The following is a 22,760-nucleotide window of genomic DNA, read 5'->3' on the forward strand; positions in this document are numbered from 1 at the left end:
TTTAGAAACGAGCCTCTTTCTTCTCCGCCAGGCTCTCTGGGTCACGAGAGGAGAGAAAAGCCCTCATGGAGAAATCCGGGGAGGATCACACCGCGAACATCCAGCGACACCAGCGCCGCTCCAGCGCATCCACGATGAGATAAAGGGCGAGGCCCAGAACGCTCATCAGGACGATCCCCGCATACATCGCCGGATAGTTAAAGAAAGTGCTGGCCTGAATGTAGATATAATAGCCCAGGCCGTAGCGCGTGGCGAGCAGCTCGCTCAGATACAGCACTGCAACCGCCGTGCCGATGCTCTGCCGCACGGCGGTCAGGATGGCGGGCAGGGAGGCAGGGATATAAACGAACCGGAAGAGGGCCCGCCGCCCCGCCCCCAGGCTCCGCACCGACAGCACCAGTTCCGGCCGCAGGCTCGCCGCCGCATCCCGCACCAGCACCAGGATCTGAAAGAACAAAATCAGGAAGATGAGCAGGATCTTGGCCAGATCCCCCACGCCGAAAAACAGGATCAGCACAGGCACCAGCACCACCTTGGGGATCGGGTAGAGAATATAAAGAAAGGGGGAAATCAGCCGGTGGAGCCGTGGGCTGAGGCCCAGGGCCAGCCCCAGGGGAGCTGCTGTGGCGATGGAGAGGGCGATGCTGACCATCACCCGTCCAGCGCTGGCCAGAAGATGCATGGCCAGATCTCCCCGTAGCTCCTGCACCAGGGCGGCTCCGACCACGACCGGTGTGGGAAGTATCGGGCGTCGGACGAGCTCCGCAAGCAGATGCCAGAGGAGAAGCAAAATCCCGATAGCGAATAGCACCTCGCTGCTGCGCCGCGACATGGCCCTTGTTCCCTCACAGGACTTCATGGAGGAGGTCTTGCGAAATGCCCCGCCGTCCATCCGGGTATCGGTGGCAACAGACGGTGTTCATTATTTTAGCCGTCCTGGCTGTGCTCAGCTTGATCCTGACCAGCCTTCTCACGACAGTGCCGCCGCCTCCGCCCACGCCAACGCCCATGAGGCTCTTCCTGCCTGGACCATGAATCCAGGACGGGCGGTGCAGGTCCCAGGAACATCCCAAAAACCCGGGTGGGGCTGTCCCCCGCCATCGCCATCCTGAAACCATAGAGCCATGGAGGCTGAGGATGGGAATCCCGCTCCAATCGCCTCGAGCCGCGGGGTCTGGAAGGTCGCTGGCCTGGCTGGCCTGGGGGGGGATGCTGGTCGGATACTGGGCGCCCTGGCTCGATGGCCACAGCGCAGGGTTGACCTTCTCGGGCTTCGATCTGGTTCCCTTCCTGGTCTTTTTTCAGCGCGCGGGTTATGGACCGCTTTTGCGGGAGCGCCTGTGGATCCCCTTGTGGGGCCTTGCCCTGGCGCTGGCCCTCCTGGCGCTGGCGGAGCCGGGGAAATCCCTTCGCCACGGGAGATCTCTATTGTGGATCCTTGCCGGATTATGGCCGCTCGCGACCTGGCCCCCTTATCCAGACCTTCTGAACCCCCTTTCGATCGAGGGACGAGGTGGATTCCTGGGCGGGATGCTGACCATGCTGCTGGTCGGATCCTTGCCCCTCTGGCCTCCATCATGGCGACGGCGGCTGGCGCTGGCCTTGCCCTGGGCGATGCTGGGGGGAGTGGGGCCTGAGCTGGTTCAGGTGTGGAGCCTGTGGGCCCGCCATCTGGGGCTGGCTCCAGCGATCGGATGGGGACTTCCCCTTTACGGATTGGGGCTGGCGCTCTGGGAAGCAGCCTGGTGGAGGACCTCCTCGTAGATCTCCAGCACGCGTTGCGCCATTTTCTCGAGGGTGAATTCCCGACGCACGCGCTCCTGACCCTGACGCCCTCGCGCCCGGGCTGCTTCCGGGTGAGCCAGGATTTCCCGAATCGCCTCCGCCAGCGCTTCGGGATCCCGAGGGGGGACGATCCATCCCGCTCCTCCAACAACCCATGTCGTCCCGGTTCCGATCTCGGTGGTGACGACCGGAAGGCCCGCCGCCATCGCTTCCAGCAACACGGTCCCGAAGGCCTCCGCCCGGGCGCTGGCAGGCAGGACGAACAGATCCGCCGCGTGGTAAACCAGCGGCAGCTCTGGATCCGGCACTTCACCGAGGAAATGGACGCGATCGCTCACCCGGAGATCCCGGGCCAACGTCCGCCAGGCGCGCTCCATCGGGCCAGTTCCCACAATGGTGACGTGGAGATCCGGCAGGCGGGTGAGCGTCTGGAGGAGGGTATCCAGCCCCTTGTAGTATCGAAGGCGTCCTACGAAGAGCGCATGGGGGCGGTGCGGAGCAGAGCACCAGGAGGACCGGAGCGCCCGGGGAGCTTCGGGGGGCGCCGTCAGGAAGCGGGCCACATCGATCCCCAGGGGGACCACGCGGCATTTATCCCGGAAGGCCTGCAGGTGAGGCGAGGTTTCCAGGTAAACCGGGCTGGTCACCAGGATCCGTGCGACCCGTCCCAGGACCCGATAGAGCCATGGACGATAGAGCCGGCCGCTCAGGCGCTGGCGCACGATGTCGCTATGGTAAGTCAGGACGGCGGGCCTGTTCCCTCCGCTCATGAGGTAGGCGATCTCCGCGGGAGGATAGGGATGATGGAGGTGGATCAGATCCGCTTGCGGAAGAAAGCGGCGGGCATAGAGGAAGAACGCCAGGCTCAAGGGCGTGGAAGCCACGGTAAACCAGCGGGAGGCCTTCAGAACCCGGACGGATCCATCCCGGAGCTCCATCGTTTTCCGGGACGGCGAGGTCACCAGGACGATCACCTCCAGCCCCATGCGGGCCTGGGCCTCGGCCAGGGCGCGAATGTGGTTCTCGATCCCCCCGAGGATCGGGAAGTAGTCTTTGTATAGATGGATCACCCGCATGGAGGCTTTGTTTCCTCGTGTGGAACTCGTGAGGCGATGAGCCTTTCCATAGTTAGATCCCCGGGCCTGCTCCAGGGAGCAGGTGCTCATGTTCGGTTCCGAGGGATTCCTCCGGCACCACGCCGAGCTGCAGAAGCGCGGCGCGCACCTGGGCCCAGCCGGATGGATGGATGATGGCAGCGATAGGCGAGAGGACATCCCGCACATATCGGCGGGCCTCCGTGGACAGCAGTTGGCGTAACAGCTCGGGATCGCTCACACGCAGCACCAGCGCCTGCTCCACCGTAGCCTCCGTTCCCCGGCTGGCCCAGCGGGTCAGGGCGCGGCTCAGGGCTTCCGGCATGGTCAGATCATAGCGCCGGAAGAAATCCAGGATCCGCTCCGGGCCGATGTTCTGCCCCCGCGCCCGGGTCAGGGAACGGGCAGTGATGCGGTAGCGATAGACCTCTCCCGAAGCGATCCAGTCGGCGATCCGGGCGATCTGAAAACGTTCATATCGGCGGGCGGCTCCGATCTCGATGGTGCCATCCTCCAGCAGGACGAAACGCGTATCTCCGTCCGGAGGCGGATCTCCCTTGGCCAGGTAAGCAGCCCCGAAGGGCGAAAGGCGTATCCGATCCGGATCCCCCAGATCCACCACTCCCAGCCAGTGGAGAGGGCCGGTCAGCAGATAGCGCAGAAGCGCCCCTTCCACCCGATCCCAGTTTTCAAATCCATGCAGGTAATCTCCTGTTTCCGCATCCCGGATATACCAGGTGGAGAACTCCGCCTCTGTCCGCTGGAAGGTCGGGTTCTTCGCTTTGATCTCGCGGATGAGATCGGGGATCGCATACCAGCATCCCGGATCTAATCGGGCCAGGAGCTGCAGCAGGGTCTGGCGAGGCAGCCGGGGATCGTTCTGCCAGGAGCCCGTGGGCTCGGGCCGTAAGGTAGGCACGTGAAAGAGATCGTTCCATTGCACATTGTCCCGCCAGGCCTCAAGGAGGGCGCGCAATTGCTCCATCAGCGGAGCCTGGAGCCAGCGCGTGGTGACTTCCGGATCCAGGCGCAGGGAATCCCGCCGGACCTGGATCATCTGGAGCGTTCCGGCCAGGTGCCAGAGCAGCGACCAGCGCTCCCGGTGGGGCCAGCGCAGCTGCCGGCGCAGGATCGGAAATCGCGCCCATAGCTCTTCCGGGGTCATGGCCGCCGGAGGCGCTTCGTTATGTATAAAGCTTAACAGCGTGCAGAAATCGTCCGCCGGCGTCGTCCCCGCCCGCCGGATCCGGATCGGGGCAGGGGCGGTGGGGAGCATCTCCGGCATCTGGGGGCGGGGCGCCTCCACCATGGGGGGCAAGCCCAGCAACAGCTCATCCGGAATGAAAACCACCTCCTCAAATCCAGCTGGCTGCTCCACGAATCCCAGGAAGATCCATCCCCGAAACCAGAGGGCCTCCGCTGGACCTGCCGGTCGTTCCCAGAGGCGTTCGCCCTCCAGACGGGCGGCGCCTACCCGGCGGATCTCCCCAAAGCGCCGCTGGAATGTGGCAGCAGGCATCACCCCTCCGGCTATCACCAGGGTCCGGAGGGCCTCCTGCTCCTCCGATCCCAGACGAGCCCAGTGCGTCCCCTGGCGTTCTGGATCCATCATCACGGGCAGTAACCGGGCGATCAGCGCCTCGCGGGAGAGATGCTGAGGATCCACGTCCCAGAAGCGCGCGATCACCCGTAGATGCGCAAGATCCAGTTCGCTCAAGCTTTGCCGAAGCGAGCGGACGGGCATACAGGGACCTCCCCCAGGTTACTGTTAATATAACGCAACTCGCGTGCCGGATCGGAACGGGCTTCCAATGGGGTGGAGATAGAAGGACACCCCCGGGAAAGCCGGCAGCGTAGCTCCGATCCCCCTGCTTCCGAATTGAAACACCGGGCGGGTGCTCGGGAAGATGGTCGGGGAGACCGTTGCATTAAAATAAAATTAAGAAGCCCATGGGGGATTTCCCCTTTTTCTTCCCCTGGGGGTCCTCTGAGTCATGGCTGGGGTTAAAGCGTTACATGCCCGGATCATAATTTATTTCAAGGGGGGATCATGGAAACTCTGGAGCATCAGTTGGTGCTGTTCCTTCAGAATCTGTTCCAGTGGATGGGATGGGGAGGGGTGATCCTGATCATGGCGCTTGAGAGCGCCAACATTCCGATCCCCAGCGAGGTCACCATGCCCCTGGCCGGCTGGATGCTGGTTCAGGCCCGGGGAGGGACGCTTCTTCAGGCGGCTCTGGAGGGGGGATTCTACGGAGGGCTGGGTTGCACGCTGGGCTCCTTGCTGTCCTACGGACTGGGCTATTACGGCGGCAGACCCTTCCTCTTCCGATATGGACGTTACCTCCTGATCAGCCCCCGTGACCTAAAAGCCGCGGATCAATGGTTCGCCCGCTGGGGGCTGTGGGCCACCTTTCTCTCCCGCCTGCTGCCGATTGTGCGCACATTCATTTCGTTTCCGGCGGGGGTTACGCGCATCCCGTTTTTCCCTTTCCTATCGTTGAGCTTGATCGGCTCCTTCATCTGGTGCGCCGGTCTGGCAGCGGGCGGTTATCTGTTCGGCCAGCACTGGGAGGAGCTGCGTCGGATCATGCGACCTTTCGATATCCCGATCGCCCTCGCCCTGCTAAGTGGGTTCGCTTATTATCTCTACCGACATATCCGTCACGCCCGGGAAGGATATGAAGCGTTTCTTCCATCCATTGGGGAAGCAGATCCTCCAGAAAAAAGCTCATAGCAAGCAGAGGCCTTCCATGCATCGCTGCCCCCCATCTTGATGGAAAGGGTCCTGCCTGGCCCCAAATCTTCAAAGGGGGCGGAATGCGCTGCCTGGAAAGCACATGGTTTCATCGTCAAAATTTGATCATATCAATCACGATGATTATAATCAAGGATAAGCATCCGGCGATCTCGGACTTCCTCTGTCTCTTCCCCATGAGATCCTCCGGATTCGCTTGGGATGGATCCCGGCTCAAGGAGGGGAAATGTCGCTCAGCCAGTCAGAGGGGGAACCCCAAGGATCTGAGGCGTTTCATGGATTCCAGGGCCATATGAACCAGCGTGGGAGTTGGCCATCTGATATGCTCCTCCGGGAGTTGAGCGCCTGGCTGGGCCTGGCCCGTGCCGCCGCCCACAGCGCTCGGGTCCAGGCCGTTCTGCTTGTTCTTCAACAGGATCTTCAGCAAATGATCGAACAGCCTGTTGCCTCCCCCGCCTGGGATCTTTCATCTTTTGTTGCAGAGCGGTTGCGCTGGCTGGAGCAAACGCAGGAAACCATGGAGCAGGAGCGTCATGCTCGAGGGTTTCCTGAATTCCCGGGCGATACCGTGAGCGGGGCGATCCTGGATCTTCTCTCGATCGTGGCTCGACGGATGGGGCAGGACCTCCAGCAAGAGAGGGCGCAGGCCCATGCAGCGGTTCATGAGTATCTGGAGCGCTTACCTGCGCTGCTGTTCACCCTCGCCCGCTGCGAGGAGGATCAGGCGGATCCCGGTCGCTGATGGCCAGCTGTCACCAGGGCATCCGAGGAGGTTCTCTCCTGGGACGACCCCAGCGGCGGGCAATGCGGAGGGATAAGGCCCTGGGGAATCCCCGTTCTCCCGTGGAGGCTCTTTGGCCCGGAGCAGGAATATTCCCCGGGGCGGCGCGGATGGCCAGAGATGACCGGCACCGCCCCAGGGGGCCTCAGGAAGATTCCGCGCCCTTTATTCCGCTCGCGCTGTCACGGTGGCCGATGGAGAAGGGATCGTTACCCTACGGCGGAGGACGGGCCGGAATTTATAGCCATACGCGATCACCCCGTGCTCGCCCTGGCGGTGCAGGACACGGGTCACCATCTCCACAGGCATCCCGATGTAGACCTCCTCTGGTCCCACATCGGTGAGCATTGCCGAGACCAGCGGGCCTTCCTCCAGTTTGATCAACGCCACGATGTAAGGGGCTTGCTCTTCATAGCCCGCCGGCGGCTCATAGACCACCGTGTAGGAATAGACCTCCCCGCGGCCCGAGAAGGGATACGGCGTGCGCGCGGGCCGCTGGCACTCCGGGCAGACATCCCGAGGCGGGAACAGGCGAGCGCCACACCCCTCGCAGATTTCCCCTTCCAGGCGATATCGCTGGGATCGTCCACGCCATGCGCGCGCAGGATGCATAGCAACCTCCTTCTGGCAAATGGGACATGATGGATGGGGAGGGCCACGCCGGCCTCCCATCCTGCTGTTAATCCATGGCCTCCAGAATGTGGGTGATCACCGTGGCCCCCGTCCCCCCGATGTTCTGGGTCATCCCCAGGCGGGCGTGTGGGACCTGGTTGGGCCCGGCCTGGCCCCGCAGTTGCACGACGGCTTCCACCACCTGATAGATCCCGGTGGCTCCGACCGGATGCCCCCGGGCCTTCAGCCCACCCATCGTCGCGATGGGAAGCCGGCCATCCCGGAAGATCGCCCCCTCCAGGGCCATGGCCACCCCGCGCCCTCGGGGCGCAAAACCGCAGGCCTCCAGGGAGAGGGCCGCCATGATCGTGAAGGCATCGTGCAGCTCAAAGAAATCGACGTCCTCCGGGCGAACCCCGGCCTGCTGGAAAGCCCGGTAGGCCGAGAGGGCGGCTGCCTCCAGCCAGAGGGGATCCCGGCGATCGTGCAGGGCCACCGTGTCCGTGGCCACGGCGGATGCCCGGATGCGGACCGGGCGCTCCTGAAACGCCCGGGCCTGATCCGCCGGGCACAGGATCACCGCTGCCGCCCCATCGCAGACCGGCGAGGCGTCCAGGAGGGTGATCGGATCGGCGATCATGCGGGCGGAGGCGAAAGCCTCCGCCGTGATCGGGAACCGTAGCATTGCATAGGGGTTGTGGATAGCGTTGTGGTGCGCATTGATGGAGAAGGGCGCGAAATCCTCTCGCCGGTATCCGTATTCATGCATGTAGCGGCGCATCAACAGGGCATTGAGGGCGGTGAAGGTCATCCCGTGCACCGCTTCATATTCCGCATCGGCTGCTGTCGCCAGGGCGGCGGTGATCGTTTCCCCGGAGGCGTCCGTCATTTTCTCCACCCCCACCACGGCCACGAAGTCCGCCAGACCCCCTGCGACCATGGCGTAGCCGATCCGCAGGGCGGCGGCGCCGGAGGCACATGCCGCTTCGATCTTGACTGCCTCCACGCCGTGCATCCCGGCGAAATCGGCCACCAGCGCCCCCAGATGCTCCTGGGCCTCCACCTGCCCCGAGAGCATATTCCCGATGTATAGAGCGTCCAGCCGCTCCACCCCCGCATCCCGCATAGCGGTCTCTAACGCCTCCAGCGCCAGCTCCCGCAGTCCTTTATCCCAGTGCTCTCCCACCGGGGTCTGGCCGATGCCGATAATGGCGACCTCGCGCATCACGCCTCCTTACGCCTCAGTGTCCATCACGATCTTCCGACGATAGCGAGCATAGGTGGCGTAATCGATCACCACGCGGCGGGCAATATAATCCCGGGTTCGAGGCGCTCGATCCCGCCGCTCCAGGATGGCTTCCGTCACCACCAGGGAGAAGGCGTCGGATCCGGCGCCGGAGCCGAAGGACACGGCCAGGATCCGATCACCCGGCTGTGCCTCGTCCAGGATAGCGGTCAGCCCGATCAGACATGATCCCGCATAAGTATTGCCGATCTCGTCCACCAGGAGACCGGTCCGGATCTGCTCCAGCTGGAACCCGAGCATCTTCGCGGCCTTCTGAGGGAATTTCACGTTCGGCTGGTGAAACACCGCATACGTGTAATCCTCCGGCCGGGCTCCCAGCGCTTCCATCAGCTGGCGGGCGGCTTCCACGATATGGTGGAAGTAGGCGGGCTCCCCGGTGAAACGGCCGCCGTGCTCCGGATACCGGGCGTGGGCCCGGCGCCAGAAATCCGGGGTATCGGTGACATAGGAGAGCGATCCCTCCAGGATCGCCAGGCTCTCCTCTGCTGGGCCGATGATGAAGGCGGCCCCGCCCGCCCCGGCCGTGTATTCCAGGGCATCGCCCGGCCGGCCCTGGGCCGTGTCGGTCCCGATGGCCATCGCGTAATCGGCCATCCCTGAGCCCACAAAGCCGATGGCGGCCTGCATGGCCTCCGTGCCCGCTTTGCATGCGAATTCCCAATCCCCAGCCTGAACGTAGGGGGTGGCTCCAATGGCCTCAGCGACGAGAGTGCCGCTGGGTTTGACCGCGTAGGGATGCGATTCGCTGCCCACCCAGACTGCCCGCAGGCGATGCGCCGCAATCCCTGCCCGGGCCAGGGCGTTCCGGGCCGCCTCGATGGACATCGTCACCACATCCTCATCGGGCCCCGGCACAGCCTTCTCCCGCACCGGTGGGGGCTCCGCCCCGCCGGTCCACAGGCGGGAGATCTCAGCGCCCGGAAGGCGGTAGCGAGGGACGTAAGCCCCATAGCCCACGATGCCAACTGAGCGGGACGGCTTCAGGATCCGATGGCCGTTCTCATGCATTGGAACCCTCCGATCGATCGGTCAAGGTGTCTGTATCAGGCTTGCGCGGTTGAGCTGGAACCCGGTAGGCCAGGTGGCTTCTCCTCAGCTCTTCCTCCTTCACGCCAGAGGCCCCGAAGGGCCGCTCGCGAATGGGCGCCTTCCAGGGCGGGCCTGGGATCTGCCATTCCCATGCTTATGACCACCCCATCGCCCGACGCAGCTGGTGAAGATGAAGCACGTGGTCCCGCTCATGCCATGCGGCCCGGCGCAATACTTTGCGTGGAGACCAGAACTCTCCATCCACGCCCACGACGATCGATTGCCCGATCCAATCTTGAAGGGCCTGTTCCAGGGCGTGGCGAACCTGTTCCAGATGCGCCCAGATCTCCACGGGTGGATCTTTGAGATCCCGCCCCAGTCGACTGAGATACCAGTTCTCCCCGTGAGCCACATGGCGCAGCACCCCGCGCATAGACCACCGCTGGCCCGGCAGCACCGCGTCCAGAACCGGGTCCGGCAGGCCCTCCACCGCCGCCCGGAGATCCGCCCGGGAGGCAGCGAGGACCTGAAGGCCGAACTCCACCTCTTCCTCCGTCAGTGGCCGCCAGTCGTCCAGAAACCACGCGTTCACCTCCCGGGAGCCGCCTCGCTCGAAGCGTTCGTTGATCGTGTAGACCTCGAAGATCTCCACCACCCGGAAATCCTCCGGAACCCCAGGCCCTGCGGCGGGGATCCCATGAGCGCCCAGCCAGGCGAAATAATCCCGGATCGCCTCCGGGATCCGCTCCAGGGTTTCCCGCTCGGTGTGCCCGAAGGCGAAGCATCCCGGGTAATCGAGAACCCAGGCGATATGGCCTCTTTCCGCGCCGCGTTCCAGTCCGATCCGGTAGGTCATCCAGGGGCTCCCCCCCGAAGCTCTTGCAGAAGCTCCCGGGCCCGGGCCAGGCGGATGTTGCGCTCCATGACGAGCCGTTCGGCGATCCGATCGATCTCCTCGCCAGCGGCCCCGGCGGCCATGGCGATCTGACGGGCGTGCAATTCCATATGCCCGCGCTGGATCCCCTCGGTGGCCAGGGCCCGCAGGGCGGCCAGGTTCTGGGCCAGGCCCACGGCGGCCATGATCTCCGCCAGCTCCCGCGCGGACGAAACGCCCAGGATCTTGAGGGCCACCCGGGCCAGGGGATGGGCCTGGGTGGCTCCCCCCACGATCCCCACCGCCAGGGGCAGCTCAATCCGTCCATACAGAGCCCCCCCTTCGTCCCGACACCATCGGGTGAGCGGCCGATACCGGCCATCCCGTGCGGCATAGGCGTGGGCGCCCGCCTCAATCGCCCGCCAGTCGTTGCCGGTAGCCAGGGCCACCGCATCGATGCCGTTCATGATCCCTTTGTTATGCGTGGCCGCCCGATAGGGGTCCACTTCGGCCAGCGCCTGCGCCTCCAGAATCCCCTGGATCACGAGATCCCCCGGGAAGTCCGGCGTCTCCAGAGCTTCCGGGGGGATCCGGACCTCCGCCCAGGCCCGCCGGCGGTCCGCTAAATTCGAAAGGATTCGCAGGACCACCCGCCCTCCCGTGATCTGGGCGATCCGAGGGGCCACCGCCTCGCAGACGGTGTTCACGGCATTGGCCCCCATCGCGTCCCGGACATCATAGAACAGGTGCACAACGAGCATCGGCCCGACAGGCGTGTTCGGGAATGGGATGACCTCCAGCCCCCGGAACCCTCCGCCCCGGGCGACGATGGAGGGCGTGGCAGCCTCAGCCGCCGTTCGGATCGTCTCGATCTGTTCCTCGATCGCCCGGGCCGCTGTGGAAAGATCGGGGAGATCCATAATCTGGATCTGCCCGCGCATAATAGGCTCATCGCTGCCCGCGAGGAATCCCCCACCGGCCCGAGCCAGGCGGGCGGCATGGGAGAGCGCCGCCACCACCGAGGGCTCCTCAATCACCATCGGGATCAGGACCTCCCGGCCATTGATCAGGAAGTTCACCGCCACCGCAAAGGGCAGCGCGAACCGGCCGATCACATTTTCCACCAGATGGTCCGCCTCTTCTAATGTTAGACCGCCATTGATCAACAAAGCCTGCTCCTCGGGGGTCAGACCGGCCTGTTCGGCGACCCAGCGGGCGCGCGCTTCCAGCGGCAATCGATAGAAGCCCGGGTAACGAGAAGTGCGGCTGGACATCACATAAAAAATTATGGAGGGGATTTGCTGTCAAAATCTATCAACGATCTATCCCGGGTTACAACATGGGGAATATGGGGGTGGCGTCGCCTCTTTCACAGCCTTCGAAACGCCGATCTCGGAGATCCGGTGGGCGGCTCCTCCGGGGCAGTAGGAGGAATCAAAGAGCTAACGAATAGCTAACAAATTGGGAGTTGGGAAGGCCTTCGAGGCCCCCTGTTGCAACCGGGCGAGATCTCTATGGTCCCTCTACCAGGAAGAGAGGGATCCCTCCCACGGCGGCTTCCCCTTGCTTTTGCCGGGCCGGATTACAAAGGGTGGGCGTGTTGTAATTGGTCGCAGGTGGTAAGGAGAAGGTATAAATGCCGTTCGCGGGACGCACTCCGGTCGCCGCTCCGGTGCGGACGTCGTAGATGATCCCCTGGGGCGCGATGGCGGTCACCGTGATTGTCGCTGGGACATTCAGGCGGGTCCAGGCCAGCAGCACCCGTGCTCCGTCCGGCCGCTGGAAGGCGAACCACTCCACCTGCCCGGTGCACGCGTTCCAGTCGGTCTGGCCGTTCGTGGTGCGCAGACGCCAGAGGGGCGTAGCCCCGCGCAGATGGGTGGCGACCAGCTGGTAGGCGGCCGCCGCCGGGCGCGCCCCCGCATCTGAGGGATAGCAGGGGGCCGGGTCCGGGTTCCGGTAAAGGCCGAAGGCATCATGAGAATCCGGACCGTTCCCGCAATCATCGTGAAGCATGAAGTGGAAGATCACCCGGGCCCCCAGCCAGATGGCGTAAGCTGCACTCTGCACCACATAGGCCGCCTGCTCTTCACGGGTCCCCCGGTAGCCGCTGTTCGGATCCCATGTCGGCCCAGGGTAATCGTCCCACACCGGCAGGCCGCTCTCGTTCACCCAGAGCTCCTTCGTGAGCCCGAAGGATCGCAGGGTTCCCTTCACCTGATTCAGGTAGCGGAACGTCTGCCAGGCGTAGCTGTAGCTGTGGATCGGGAGGACATCGAAATACCAGCCGAAGGCGTCCCGCAGATCGGGGTCGGGATCGTTCTGGAGCGTGCTCAGAACTTCCTGCAGCCACCCGGGCTTCTCGAAGATGGCCAGCCCGCCGAACAGGATGCGGGCCTGGGGATCCGCCTGGCGCGCGGCGATGGCGGCTACCTTCAGCAGGCGGGCGTAATCCGCCGCGCTCCCACTCCAGAAGGACGAGAGGTCGGGTTCGTTCCAGATCTCCCAGGCGCGGACCCCGCGTCCGACTGGCCATCCGGGCACCTCGCGGCTGGCTGCCCCGCCCGGTCGGTAGCGGGCGACCGCCTGATAGACGAAGGCGGCCCATCGGTTCGCCGGGTTGATGGTTTTGCCCGGGCCGGGGCGATCGGTCCCATCGGCGAAGATGGGCGCGTAGAGGCCGGCCGGGGGATTCGCCGCAGCGATATGGATCGGCGCGTCCGGGGTGATCGCCCCAGACGGCCGGCGGAGGATCGACCCGCCGATAGGCGGTTGGGCGGAGGGGCCTCCGGCGGCGTAGAAGCCCGGAGTGCCCATCAGGATCAGGGAGACCTCGAAGCCCTGGGCGAGGGCATCCCGAAGGGTCTGATCCCCATGGGCCCACTGATAGACTCCGGGGGACGTCTCCACGCCGCTCCAGTAGAGGGGCCAGCGGTCCCAGCGGGCGCCCAGCCGCCGCGCCCGATCGAAGCGAGCCGGGTCGGCTGGCTGCTCCGCCGACGTGATGAAGACGAGTCCGAAATCCACCCCAGGAGCAGCCTGCGGCTCCTGACGGGCGACGAGGGGCAGATAGACGCGGAATGGGGAGGATAAGGCGCTTTCCTCCCGGCTCCGAGCCAGCGGCCGGGGAAGGGCTTCCGGGATCGACCCGGTCCAGGCGTTGCTCCCCAGCAGCACGAGGATCATGGCCCATACGCCACGGCGCGTTCCCACAGCTTTCCCTCCACGGTCGGGCGGGAACCGGTTCGCGCTGGAGCAGGCTCGAGGCGAGCCCCGGTTGCCTGCTGCTGCCTCATGGAACGGGACTTCGGGCGAAGGCCGGATCGCACAGCTATACGGTGCGGAGAAGAGGCATGTTGCCCCTCTGGAAAATCTTTGGCTTCTCTTGCCCCAGGGCTTTCAGGCCATCATAATCGGAAAACACCGGCCCGCCAAATCGGATCCGCCGGAGCCTCCAACCGGGCCGGGTCGTAAGGATGGGTTCATGGAAGATCTCTGGGGGATCGGACAGGCCGCATCGGTTCGGGATCCGACCCAATGAGCCTGGAGGCTCGGGATGCGCTCCGATGAGCGGGCGAAGCCCCGTGTGGCGCTGATCCACTATACGGCCCCTCCGGTGATCGGAGGGGTGGAGGCCGTGCTCGCCCGCCAGGCCCGCATCCTGGCGGCCGCCGGCTACCCGGTTCGGATCATCGCTGGCGTGGTCGATTCGAGCATGCCCGGGGTAGAGACGACGGCGATCCCGCCGATGTATGGCGGATCGCCGGAGATCGCCCCGCTCCAGGCGGTGTTGCGGGAGGGCCGTCTTCCCGAAGAATTCCCTCGGTGGCGAGAGCGGTTGCGCCGTGGTCTGGCGGAGGCCCTGCGCGGGGTGGATGTCATTATCCTCCACAATGTTTGCACTATGGACAAGAACCTTATCCTCTCCGCCGCTCTCTACGATCTCGTGACCGCGGAGCCCCGGCGCTGGATCGGATGGCACCACGATGCGGTGATCCTGCGATCGGCGACGCCTCGCTTCCGGGGGGAGCCGTGGGATCTGGTCTTCCGGCCATGGCCGGTGATCCACGTAACGGTTTCCGAGGCCCGCCGCCAGGCCCTGGCCGCTGCCTGGAGGATCCCGACCGCGGAGATCCACGTGATCCCGAACGGGGTGGACCCCGGGGAGTTCTTCCGCTGGGGTGATCTCACGCGCTCCATCGTGGAGGCCCTGGGCCTGATGGATGCCGATGCCATCCTTCTGACGCCGGTCCGCATCACCCGTCGCAAGCGGCTGGAGGACGCCCTGGCGGTCCTTCGCCATCTGCGGGAGCGAACCGGATGGGATGCCCGGCTCCTCGTGACGGGTCCTCCGGGCGCCCACACGCCGGCCAACCGGGCCTATCTGGAGGAGCTGCGCGCCCGGCGGGCCGCATGGGGGCTGGAGGGAGCGGCGCATTTTCTGCATGAACATCTAAGGAAAGGCCTGCCGGAGGAAGCCGTAGCGGATCTCTATATGCTGGTGGACGCGGTGCTGCTCACCAGCGAGGAGGAAGGGTTCGGGCTGCCCGTGCTGGAGGCCGGGCTGGCCCGCCTGCCGGTGTTCGCCCGCGAGCTTCCAGCCCTGCGGGAGCTGGGGGGAGAGGATGTGTTCCTCTTCCCTGAGGGAAGCGGCCCGGAGGCGCTCGCAGCAGCCATCGCCCGCTTTCTGGAAACCGATCCGGTGGCCCGGCTGCGTCGACGGGTGCGCCAGCAGTTCAACGCCGCCCGCCTGATCCAGGAGCGCCTGATCCCGCTGCTGGAGGAAGCCCCCACGATGGGTCGGAGGCCATCATTATGATAGAATCAGGTGGGGAGGTTCCGGATGGGGTTCACGGTGCGGGATTTCAACGATCTGATCCGCCTGCTGGATCGGCACCCGGAGTGGGTGGAGGCGTTGCGCCAGCGCCTGCTCACGCAGGAGCTGCTCACCTCCCCCCGGACCCTGCGCCGGGTGTCCACGCGGGTGGGTCGGGTGGAGCGGGCGGTGGAGGATCTGAAGGCGACGGTGCAGGATCTGGCGCAGTCGGTGCAGGATCTGACCCAATCGGTGGCCGCCCTCCTCCAGGCCCAGCAACAGCGCGATGAAGCCTTCGCCGCCTTCCGGGCGGAGGTCGACGGCCGCTTTGCCGGGCTGGCGGAAGCTCAACGGCGACATTATGAGGAATTCGCTGCCTTCCGGGTGGAAGTGGATCGCCGCTTTGCGGAGCTGGCGGAGGCCCAGCGGCGCACCGAGGAGAGCCTCCACCGCCTGGCTGAATCTTTCACCGCCCATCGCCAGGAGTTCCTGGAATACCGTGCGGAGACCGATCGCCGTTTCGCGGAGCTGGCGGAGGCGCAGCGGCGCACCGAGGAATCCCTCGCTGCCCATCGCGCAGAGACGGATCGTCGCTTCGCCGAGCTGGCGGAGGCGCAGCGGCGGCACTATGAGGAATTCGCGGCCCATCGCCAGGAGTTCCTGGAATACCGGGCGGAGACCGACCGCCGCTTCGCGGAGCTGGCGGAGGCGGTGCGCATCCTCGCCCGGCGGGTGGGGGACCTGGATGGGCTGGTGCGGGGCTGGATCCACGAGGACCGCTATCGCACCCGCTCTCGCCGCTACCGCCGCCTGGTGCTGGATCCCCATATTCTCTCCCCGGAGGAGCGGGAGGCGTTTCTCCGCCAGGCGGAGGCGGCGGGCCGGCTCACCCCAGAGGAGGCGGCCGAGCTGGAGGAAGCGGACGTTCTGGTGCGGGGCCGCTCCCGGGCGACGGGGGGCGAGGTCTTCCTGGTGGTGGAGGTTTCGGCGACGGTGGATACGGACGATGTGGAGCGGGCGGTGGAGCGGGCGGAGATCCTGCGGCGGGCGGAGCCGGGGGCGGAGGTGATTCCGGTGGTGGCGGGTCCGGCGATCCATCCGCAGGCGATCCAGGCCGCCCGGGCGCTGGGGGTGTGGTGGCTCACCGACAGCCGCCCCTACGCCCCGAAGGAGCTCCCTCCAGGACAGGACCCCTTATCCTCCTGAGGGAGAGGGCTTCACGTTCGTCATGACCTTCTTCCCGGGCGCATGGGCATGAAGCGCCTGCCCGGGATTCGGGAGCCCCATCGGAGAACTTCCCCGCTCACCAGGTATAGAACCCCTTCCCGGTCTTCCGGCCCAGGAGGCCGGCCCGGACCATCTGGCGGAGCAGGGGGGCGGCCCGATAGGCGCCGTTCCGGTGCTCTGCTTCCAGGGCGTCCAGGATGGCCACCACCAGGTCCAGGCCGATGAGGTCTCCCCATTCCAGCGGCCCACGTGGATAGTTCGTCCCCAATTTCATGGCCGTGTCGATATCCTCCGGCGAGGCCACCCCGTCCATCACGGCGAAGGCGGCCTCGTTGATGAGGGCGCAGAGGATCCGCGGGAGCACCATCCCCACGGTATCACGGACTATCTCGATCCGGAACCCGATGCGCTCCAGATAGGCCCGGGCGGATTTCAGTGCGGCGGAATCGCCCGCAAGCGGGGCCGTCAGTTCCACCGGAGCTTCGCGGGTCAGGGGCGGCAACGCCGCGAACCCCACTACCCGGCCTGGTCGCCGGGTCCAGCAGGCCGCCTGAGTCGCCGAGACCGTGAGGCACAGGGAGAGAAGGGGTGCTTCGGGGGAAAGCGCCTCGTCGAGGGCCGTGATCAGCATCCGTTTCGATTCGAGAGGGAAAGGGAGGACCTCCAGGGCAAGAGCAGCGCTTCGGGCCTCGGCCTGAAGGTTGGGGGGAAGGGCGATCGGAGGCTCCCCCTCACAAATCAGGACGGCTACTGGATACCCCTGATCCAGAAACAGCCCGCCGAGGTCCTCTGCAAACGCCGAAGCGCCCACGATCAGGATGCGCTCCTTTAGGGGCTGGGTTCCCATGGGATCCTCCTCGGGGATCCGGCTGCCAACACGATCGGTGGGTTACCCATAGTCATACCATCCCTTCCCGGTTTTCCGCCCCAGACGGCCAGCCTGGACCATCTGGCGCTGCATGGGGTGGGGGCGAAAGCGGGGTTCCTCGAAAAACGCGTGATAGATGCTCTCGCTGACAGCCAGGTTTACATCCAGGCCGATCAGGTCCATCAGCTCGAAGGGGCCCATCCGGAATCCCAGGGCGCGAACCAGCCGATCCACCGTGGGGGGATCGGCGATGCCTTCCCCGATCAGGCGCAAGGCCTCCAGATAGAAGGGACGGGCGACGCGGTTCACGATAAAGCCTGGCGTGTCCTTAACCACCACGGGGGTCTTCCCCCAGCGCCGGGCCAGATCGACCAGCGCCCGCACCGTTTCTTCGGAGGTCGCCAGCCCTCGCACGACTTCCACCAGGCGCATGATCGGCGCCGGGTTGAAGAAATGCATGCCGGCCACCCGTTCCGGGCGCCGGGTGACCGCTCCCAGGGCGGTGATGGAGAGGGAGGAAGTGTTGGAGGCCAGGATGGCCCCAGGGAGGCAGATCGCATCCAACTGACGGAAGATCTCCTGCTTGAGCGCCATGTCCTCCGGCGCGGCCTCAATGACCACCTCAGTCCCAGCCAGATCTTCCAGGATGGCGCTGGGCTGAAGCCGCTCCCGGGCGCGACGGGCTTCCGTCTCATCCAGTCGACCCCTGGCGGTAGCCTCCTGGAGCCATGCCTCGATCTGGGCTACGGCGTTCTCCAGGGCACCGGATACCACATCATAGAGGATGGCCTGTGCGCCATGGGTGATCGCCACATAGGCGATCCCCCGCCCCATCGTTCCCGCCCCTACAATTCCCACGCGCTCCACGGTTCTCCCCTCCTTTTCAGGCCGCTTGGAATCGGCCTTACGAGGCACTGGGCGTCGGCGGACGCGCCGATGGAAATCGGCCTCCCCAGGCGCTTCGCGCCCCGCGTCGGTCTGCGCCGACGCGGAAAGGCTTTTTCGGCCGGCGGAGGCCGGCCATTGGCCGAAGGCCTTTTGGGGTCGAATTCATTCGACGCCCTGAGGCCGGCCACCGGCTGAAGGCCTTTGGGGTCGAAGGCATTCGATGCACCTTGCATTGGACCTCATCCGCGGCGCCGCTGGAGGAAAGCCTCCACTCGCTCCCGATGCTCCGGGGTGCGGGCGGCCGCGTCCTGGAGATGGGCCTCATATTCCAGGGACTGCTCCAGGGTGAACGTCAGCGCCCGATTCAAAGCGCGCTTCAGCCAGCCCAGGGCCCGCGGTGGCAGATCCCGTAGCTGGGCCGCCCATTCCCGGGCCGTCGGCAGCACCTGATCCGCCGGCACCACCGCGTTGACCAGCCCCCAGGCCAGGGCCCGGGAGGCATCCAGTCGATCGATGAGGGTGGCCGCCTCAAAGGCCCGGGCATACCCCACGAGATGAGGGAGGAACCAAGTGGAGCCGGAATCCGGGATCAGGGCGATCTTCGCAAAGGCGTTGAACACGAAGGAGGCGTTCTCCGCCATCACCCGGAGGTCACAGGCCAGGGCCAGGCTGCAGCCCGCTCCTGCCGCCACCCCGTTGATCGCGGCGATGAAGGGCTTTTCAGTATTCCGGATACGGAGGATCAAGGGGTTATATCGAGTTCGCAGGTGCTCGCCAATCGAAAGGGCTTCCTCCGGGCGCTCGTAGCGCTGCCGCATCTCCGCTAGATCCTGTCCGGCGCAGAACCCTCGTCCGGCCCCGGTGAGGATCGCCGCGCGGACCGCGTCGTCACGCTCGACAGCACGCAGGGCCTGTTGCAGCTCCTCAAACATCCGCTCGTTGAAAGCATTCAGAACATCCGGGCGGTTCAGGGTGATGAGGGCGATCCCATCCTGGACTTCGTAGAGCAACGTTTCGTAGCTCATCGTTCTCCTCCTGTTTGGGATTCCGAATCGGGCTTGCGCTGTTGGGCTGGGATCCCGGGGAGGGGTGTCCGCTTTCCCCGTGGCGCAAAGATCCGCATGCTTGGGTGGGTTTTCTTGGCCACGCTCAATCCCCTTTCGTGGGCATCCCCACGGCCAGCCCTCCGATCAGGAGAACAGCAGCCCCCGAGGCGATGGGAGAGAGCGCTCGAGCCCCGGGGACAGGCAAGGTTTGTCCCCCTACGATCAGCAGCGTGTAGGTGATCCATCCAGCGATCCATCCCAGCAGGGTCGACCGCCAGGCCCGATCCGGGCTCCGACGCCATCCCAGGGCGAAGACGAGGACGCTGAAGCCCAGAATGAGCATGTTGCTCCATACGAAGGCCTGCCACCCGGTTAGGGAAAGCCGCAGGGTAGCGAACCCCGGGGCGCGGGGAGTGGGGGTAGGCGACGGCTTGGGGGTCGGGAGGACCGTGGGCTCTGGAGAACGGGTTGGCGTAGGCGGCACAATGGTGGCGATCCGGCCCGGACGGTTCTTCTCGATCTGAATCTGAAGCCGGTAGGAAAGGCGCGCCGGCTCGCTCACCGCGCGGATCTCCAGCGATCCCTCGCGATCCAGCGGGATGTCCACCTCCGCAAATCCATCCCGGGTGCGGGCGATGAACGGTCCGATGCTTCCCTGGCCGGTGTAGAGGCCGGTGAACAACACCGGGATGCCATCGGGGACGAGAAATCCATCCCGATCGCGGATGGGGCCAGCCCAGACCCGCAAGGTCTGCCCGACCTGAACCGCGACCGGCGTGGGCGTGCCCGGAGGGGTCCCTTCCCGAGGTCCGACCCCCAGGGGGATCACTTGGGCAGGATCCGGTCGCACGCGGTCTGCCAGATTATAGCCGAGAGCTGGAATGGAGAGAGGAGGGCGGCTTCGAGGGGTGAGCGTGCCGAACAGAACACGGGCCATGATCTCCACGGCGGGAGGGATATGGGTCCAGATCGCCTCATAACGGCTCAGACGCGCAATCTCCCGGGCGGTCAGAGGATAGAGGGCTCCGAATCCCCAGAAGACCACCTTCTTCCCGCCCAGGAGCTCCGCTCGCTCCCCCAGGAGGAGATGGGGGAGGCTGGAGGCTGGATCGGCCGGATGCTCATCCAGGGCCGCGATCACAATCCAGGCGGCCCGCTCGAAATCCGGCCGCAGGTCCGGTGCTTCTGGAGCTCGGGAGAAGAAGGCCATCGCCTCTGCGAAGGATCGCACCGAGATCTGGGCGGGATCCAGCGCGCCGCCGCTGGCGGTTTGCATGGCCCGGGTCAGGGTCTCCGCAGGCAGCAGCGGTTGCTCCGGGCATGCCGCGCAGGCTCGCATCCTCCTCCCATCTACCAGGATCAGGATCGCCTCGCCTGGCTGTGGGATAGGCGGAGGGTTCGATCCTGCCGGGTAGAGGCGGACCACCGCGCTTTCCAGAGCTTGGCGGACCATCCGGAGATGCGCCGGGGTTCCCACGGCCTGGCGGAGCTGTTGGGGATTGGGGAATACCGCTCCGGCGGCGAAGCCCGGGTAGAGCGCGTATTTCAGACGCAGGATCCGCGCGACGGCACTGTTCACCAGATTCTGGAAGGCCAGATCAGTGGAATACTTTTCGCTGAAAAACTGGATGACCTCCGTGGCGCGGCGGGCGGCCTCCAGAGAATTCGCATGGAGATCCCCTAGCCAAATCAGATCATTGCCCGCCATGAAGGCATCCAGGGCGGCGCGGCGGAAATCGATTTCTCCTTGCTCATCGGCATACACTGCGCGAAGAACGGGATGCCCGAGAGGAGGAGAGAGCAAAACCCCGCCGCGATCTCGCCAGGTTTTGATCTCCGGTAATGTCAGTAATGCCCCCAGGGCGTTTCCATCCACCGCTAAGGGGCGTGTCCATTCCTGGGCGCTCCCCCCAAAGCCCCGGATTCGCATCAGGGAGACCTGCACCGCTCGAACCAGGGGGCGGCCCGTCTCCGTGGGTGTTCGCATCAGCTCCAGAAAGGGAACCAGGTCGAAAGCGGCCAGATCTTCCTTGGTGAGAACCGCCGTCCGTTCTGACCGACCGTAGGCGCGACCTTCGCCTGGGAAGGACCCCGGGGCGATCAGCAATCGTCCTTCACTGCCGGCCAGCAGGCCGCTCAAATAGGCCCGGGCGATGCGGCTGACCCATTGGGGATCTCCCCCGAAAGTTTGCGCGCCGGCATCCCCGATCTCCGGTCGGGGCTCCAGCAGGACATCCAGAGGAGGGCCCAGGAGCAGGTTCACCCCCACTGCCTGGAGCTCTTCCCCCAGGGCCTGTCCGACCGCCTGAACGCGCTCCGGATCCCAGGTGGCGCCCAGGGCTAAAGGCGAGGGCAGCGGCATCGCCCCACTGGTCCATGCGGAAAAAGGAGGGCCATCGCCCTGTTGCCGCATCCCAATGAACAGAGGGATAAAGGGGTTGAGCGTGGCGGCCTGCTGCTGGAGGGAGAGGGTGATCGAAAGCAATTCGGAGGGGGTGTCGCCCAGGTTGGTGAAATTCCCCTGATCCGGGCTCAGGACCACTCCTCCAATCCGCTGCTCGGTGAGCAGGGAACGGAGCGGATGGTCCGGGCGGGCGATAGGCCCGGGCAGGGTCACCAGGAACAGCTGCCCCACCTTGGCCTCGGGGGGCATCTGAGCCAGCAGGCGGGCGATGAACTCATCCTCACCCCCCTGAGCCGCAGCCGGAGCGATCGGAAAAAACCCCAGGGCCAGCGCGAGCACCAGCCCCCAGTGGATCCAGCGGCTCACCGTTCGAACCCCCTGCATCGGACGCCTTCCTGATGGCGTATGGCCTGGTTGTCAACCGGAGGCTCGGAGCGATGGGAAAGGCTGGGAAGCCCCCTTTCCACCCTCTTAGAGATCCTCCGGAGAATCCGGAATCGCAAGCCCCGAGCGCATTAGCCGCTGGTGTTCCATCTTCATGCAGCGATCCATCACCACCAGCAGTCCGGCCTCCTGGGCGCGTTGAGCGGCCTCAAAGTGGATCACCCCGAGCTGCATCCAGATCACCTTCGCGCCTTTCGCGATCGCCTGTTCCACGATCTCCGGGACGTAACGAGCAGGCCGGAAGATGTCGACCACATCCACCGGTTCGGGGACCGAGAGGAGATCCGGGTAGGAAGGCTCCCCCAGGACCTCCTGGATCGTCGGGTTGACCGGGATAATGCGGTAGCCCTGGCGCTGAAGGTAGGAGGCCACCTGATGGCTGGGCCGTGTGGGATCCGCCGAGAGGCCAACCACCGCAACCACGCGGGACTCGGTCAGAATGCGGCGCAACGTGGCATCGTCCTGAACGGTGATGGGCTCCGGGATGATCACCTCCACCTGCCGCTGATCGAAGAGGACATCCCCTCCCAGAAGCCGAGCTTCCACCCGATAGCGCGCGCCGGGGTCCGGACGCCGGAGATGGAGGACGTAGATCGGCCGGAGCTCCATCACCCCCATCACGGCCATCGAATGGATTTCCTCCCCCTGTTCATTATAGAGGATAAGCTCCAGCTCAGGAGGATGGGAGGAGGGAGAAAGTTCCAGCTCCACCACCACCCGTCGCCCATCCGGCATGGGGGTTGCCCGAAGGGTGTGGATGCAGGGGGATTCGGCCTGGCCCGGATTTCGCTCCATCACGACCTCCCGGTGGGACTGCCGAAATGAAAA

General features: G+C 65.4%; 20 protein-coding genes. 6 read left to right on the forward strand and 14 right to left on the reverse strand.

The features are described from left to right. Positions 1–85 precede the first annotated feature (85 nt). Positions 86–832, reverse strand: coding sequence for an ABC transporter permease (locus tag VAE54_RS03030; protein ID WP_322800457.1), 747 nt, complete (start codon positions 830–832; stop codon positions 86–88). Between the two features lie 44 nt (positions 833–876). Between VAE54_RS03030 and VAE54_RS03035 the strand changes: the two genes are divergently transcribed. Then, positions 877–1,035, forward strand: coding sequence for a hypothetical protein (locus VAE54_RS03035; RefSeq protein WP_322800458.1), 159 nt, complete (start codon positions 877–879; stop codon positions 1,033–1,035). A 102-nt stretch (positions 1,036–1,137) separates the two neighbouring features. After that, the gene (locus tag VAE54_RS03040) at positions 1,138–1,764 is read left to right on the forward strand and encodes a hypothetical protein (RefSeq protein ID WP_322800459.1); all 627 of its coding nucleotides are present in this window, start codon (positions 1,138–1,140) and stop codon (positions 1,762–1,764) included. On the opposite strand, the gene VAE54_RS03045 is transcribed toward VAE54_RS03040, so the two are convergent. Beyond that, positions 1,710–2,861 (reverse strand): glycosyltransferase, encoded by a 1,152-nt coding sequence (locus VAE54_RS03045; protein ID WP_322800460.1) that lies wholly within the window; start codon positions 2,859–2,861, stop codon positions 1,710–1,712. The genes VAE54_RS03040 and VAE54_RS03045 overlap by 55 nt on opposite strands. Positions 2,862–2,913: 52 nt before the next feature. After that, the gene (locus VAE54_RS03050; protein WP_322800461.1) at positions 2,914–4,623 is read right to left on the reverse strand and encodes a helicase-associated domain-containing protein; all 1,710 of its coding nucleotides are present in this window, start codon (positions 4,621–4,623) and stop codon (positions 2,914–2,916) included. A 306-nt stretch (positions 4,624–4,929) separates the two neighbouring features. Here VAE54_RS03050 and VAE54_RS03055 point away from each other — a divergent pair, with 306 nt between their 5' ends. Both VAE54_RS03055 and VAE54_RS03060 read left to right on the forward strand, forming a co-directional pair. Continuing rightward, the gene (locus VAE54_RS03055; RefSeq protein ID WP_322800462.1) at positions 4,930–5,616 is read left to right on the forward strand and encodes a DedA family protein; all 687 of its coding nucleotides are present in this window, start codon (positions 4,930–4,932) and stop codon (positions 5,614–5,616) included. A 343-nt stretch (positions 5,617–5,959) separates the two neighbouring features. Beyond that, complete coding sequence (locus VAE54_RS03060) at positions 5,960–6,379, forward strand: hypothetical protein (protein WP_322800463.1); 420 nt, start codon at positions 5,960–5,962, stop codon at positions 6,377–6,379. A gap of 204 nt (positions 6,380–6,583) precedes the next feature. On the opposite strand, the gene VAE54_RS03065 is transcribed toward VAE54_RS03060, so the two are convergent. From VAE54_RS03065 to VAE54_RS03090, 6 genes are all read right to left on the reverse strand, one after another. After that, entirely contained in the window at positions 6,584–7,030 is a 447-nt protein-coding gene (locus VAE54_RS03065; protein WP_322800464.1) for a Zn-ribbon domain-containing OB-fold protein, read from the reverse strand. Positions 7,031–7,097: 67 nt separating this feature from the next. After that, the gene (locus tag VAE54_RS03070; RefSeq protein WP_322800465.1) at positions 7,098–8,255 is read right to left on the reverse strand and encodes a thiolase domain-containing protein; all 1,158 of its coding nucleotides are present in this window, start codon (positions 8,253–8,255) and stop codon (positions 7,098–7,100) included. Positions 8,256–8,264: 9 nt separating this feature from the next. After that, the gene (locus VAE54_RS03075) at positions 8,265–9,344 is read right to left on the reverse strand and encodes a hydroxymethylglutaryl-CoA synthase (RefSeq protein ID WP_322800466.1); all 1,080 of its coding nucleotides are present in this window, start codon (positions 9,342–9,344) and stop codon (positions 8,265–8,267) included. A 175-nt stretch (positions 9,345–9,519) separates the two neighbouring features. Beyond that, entirely contained in the window at positions 9,520–10,221 is a 702-nt protein-coding gene (locus tag VAE54_RS03080) for a type II toxin-antitoxin system HicB family antitoxin (protein WP_322800467.1), read from the reverse strand. Continuing rightward, the gene (locus VAE54_RS03085; RefSeq protein WP_322800468.1) at positions 10,218–11,513 is read right to left on the reverse strand and encodes a hydroxymethylglutaryl-CoA reductase, degradative; all 1,296 of its coding nucleotides are present in this window, start codon (positions 11,511–11,513) and stop codon (positions 10,218–10,220) included. Before VAE54_RS03085 ends, VAE54_RS03080 begins: the two co-directional genes overlap by 4 nt. Before the next feature lie 238 nt (positions 11,514–11,751). Beyond that, a complete protein-coding gene (locus VAE54_RS03090; RefSeq protein WP_322800469.1) occupies positions 11,752–13,452 on the reverse strand; it encodes a GH39 family glycosyl hydrolase in 1,701 nt (566 codons plus the stop codon). Positions 13,453–13,795: 343 nt separating this feature from the next. On the opposite strand from VAE54_RS03090, the gene VAE54_RS03095 reads away from it, so the two are divergent. Both VAE54_RS03095 and VAE54_RS03100 read left to right on the forward strand, forming a co-directional pair. Beyond that, entirely contained in the window at positions 13,796–15,058 is a 1,263-nt protein-coding gene (locus VAE54_RS03095) for a glycosyltransferase family 4 protein (protein ID WP_322800470.1), read from the forward strand. 24 nt (positions 15,059–15,082) lie between these two features. Then, complete coding sequence (locus VAE54_RS03100) at positions 15,083–16,261, forward strand: hypothetical protein (RefSeq protein WP_322800471.1); 1,179 nt, start codon at positions 15,083–15,085, stop codon at positions 16,259–16,261. A 97-nt stretch (positions 16,262–16,358) separates the two neighbouring features. On the opposite strand, the gene VAE54_RS03105 is transcribed toward VAE54_RS03100, so the two are convergent. The 5 genes from VAE54_RS03105 to VAE54_RS03125 all read right to left on the reverse strand — a co-directional run bounded on the left by VAE54_RS03105 (position 16,359) and on the right by VAE54_RS03125 (position 22,727). Further along, the gene (locus VAE54_RS03105) at positions 16,359–17,129 is read right to left on the reverse strand and encodes a 3-hydroxyacyl-CoA dehydrogenase family protein (protein ID WP_322800472.1); all 771 of its coding nucleotides are present in this window, start codon (positions 17,127–17,129) and stop codon (positions 16,359–16,361) included. Between the two features lie 42 nt (positions 17,130–17,171). After that, complete coding sequence (locus VAE54_RS03110; protein WP_322800473.1) at positions 17,172–18,017, reverse strand: 3-hydroxyacyl-CoA dehydrogenase NAD-binding domain-containing protein; 846 nt, start codon at positions 18,015–18,017, stop codon at positions 17,172–17,174. Between the two features lie 260 nt (positions 18,018–18,277). After that, positions 18,278–19,063 carry an enoyl-CoA hydratase-related protein gene (locus tag VAE54_RS03115; RefSeq protein ID WP_322800474.1) on the reverse strand — a complete coding sequence of 262 codons (786 nt, stop codon included), beginning with the start codon at positions 19,061–19,063 and terminating at the stop codon, positions 18,278–18,280. Between the two features lie 124 nt (positions 19,064–19,187). After that, positions 19,188–21,872 (reverse strand): glycoside hydrolase family 3 N-terminal domain-containing protein, encoded by a 2,685-nt coding sequence (locus VAE54_RS03120; RefSeq protein ID WP_322800475.1) that lies wholly within the window; start codon positions 21,870–21,872, stop codon positions 19,188–19,190. Positions 21,873–21,959: 87 nt separating this feature from the next. Continuing rightward, a complete protein-coding gene (locus VAE54_RS03125) occupies positions 21,960–22,727 on the reverse strand; it encodes a CoA-binding protein (protein ID WP_322800476.1) in 768 nt (255 codons plus the stop codon). Positions 22,728–22,760 lie beyond the last annotated feature (33 nt).

It is taken from the genome of Thermoflexus sp., assembly GCF_034432235.1.
GTDB lineage: Bacteria > Chloroflexota > Anaerolineae > Thermoflexales > Thermoflexaceae > Thermoflexus.

Bases quoted from the DNA above. Each gene is read 5' to 3' on its own strand.
- VAE54_RS03030 (WP_322800457.1), bottom strand. From the start codon at position 832: ATGTCGCGGCGCAGCAGCGAGGTGCTATTCGCTATCGGGATTTTGCTT.
- VAE54_RS03035 (WP_322800458.1), top strand. From the start codon at position 877: ATGCCCCGCCGTCCATCCGGGTATCGGTGGCAACAGACGGTGTTCATT.
- VAE54_RS03040 (WP_322800459.1), top strand. From the start codon at position 1,138: ATGGGAATCCCGCTCCAATCGCCTCGAGCCGCGGGGTCTGGAAGGTCG.
- VAE54_RS03045 (WP_322800460.1), bottom strand. From the start codon at position 2,861: ATGCGGGTGATCCATCTATACAAAGACTACTTCCCGATCCTCGGGGGG.
- VAE54_RS03050 (WP_322800461.1), bottom strand. From the start codon at position 4,623: ATGCCCGTCCGCTCGCTTCGGCAAAGCTTGAGCGAACTGGATCTTGCG.
- VAE54_RS03055 (WP_322800462.1), top strand. From the start codon at position 4,930: ATGGAAACTCTGGAGCATCAGTTGGTGCTGTTCCTTCAGAATCTGTTC.
- VAE54_RS03060 (WP_322800463.1), top strand. From the start codon at position 5,960: ATGCTCCTCCGGGAGTTGAGCGCCTGGCTGGGCCTGGCCCGTGCCGCC.
- VAE54_RS03065 (WP_322800464.1), bottom strand. From the start codon at position 7,030: ATGCATCCTGCGCGCGCATGGCGTGGACGATCCCAGCGATATCGCCTG.
- VAE54_RS03070 (WP_322800465.1), bottom strand. From the start codon at position 8,255: ATGCGCGAGGTCGCCATTATCGGCATCGGCCAGACCCCGGTGGGAGAG.
- VAE54_RS03075 (WP_322800466.1), bottom strand. From the start codon at position 9,344: ATGCATGAGAACGGCCATCGGATCCTGAAGCCGTCCCGCTCAGTTGGC.
- VAE54_RS03080 (WP_322800467.1), bottom strand. From the start codon at position 10,221: ATGACCTACCGGATCGGACTGGAACGCGGCGCGGAAAGAGGCCATATC.
- VAE54_RS03085 (WP_322800468.1), bottom strand. From the start codon at position 11,513: ATGTCCAGCCGCACTTCTCGTTACCCGGGCTTCTATCGATTGCCGCTG.
- VAE54_RS03095 (WP_322800470.1), top strand. From the start codon at position 13,796: ATGCGCTCCGATGAGCGGGCGAAGCCCCGTGTGGCGCTGATCCACTAT.
- VAE54_RS03100 (WP_322800471.1), top strand. From the start codon at position 15,083: ATGGGGTTCACGGTGCGGGATTTCAACGATCTGATCCGCCTGCTGGAT.
- VAE54_RS03105 (WP_322800472.1), bottom strand. From the start codon at position 17,129: ATGGGAACCCAGCCCCTAAAGGAGCGCATCCTGATCGTGGGCGCTTCG.
- VAE54_RS03115 (WP_322800474.1), bottom strand. From the start codon at position 19,063: ATGAGCTACGAAACGTTGCTCTACGAAGTCCAGGATGGGATCGCCCTC.
- VAE54_RS03120 (WP_322800475.1), bottom strand. From the start codon at position 21,872: ATGCAGGGGGTTCGAACGGTGAGCCGCTGGATCCACTGGGGGCTGGTG.
- VAE54_RS03125 (WP_322800476.1), bottom strand. From the start codon at position 22,727: ATGGAGCGAAATCCGGGCCAGGCCGAATCCCCCTGCATCCACACCCTT.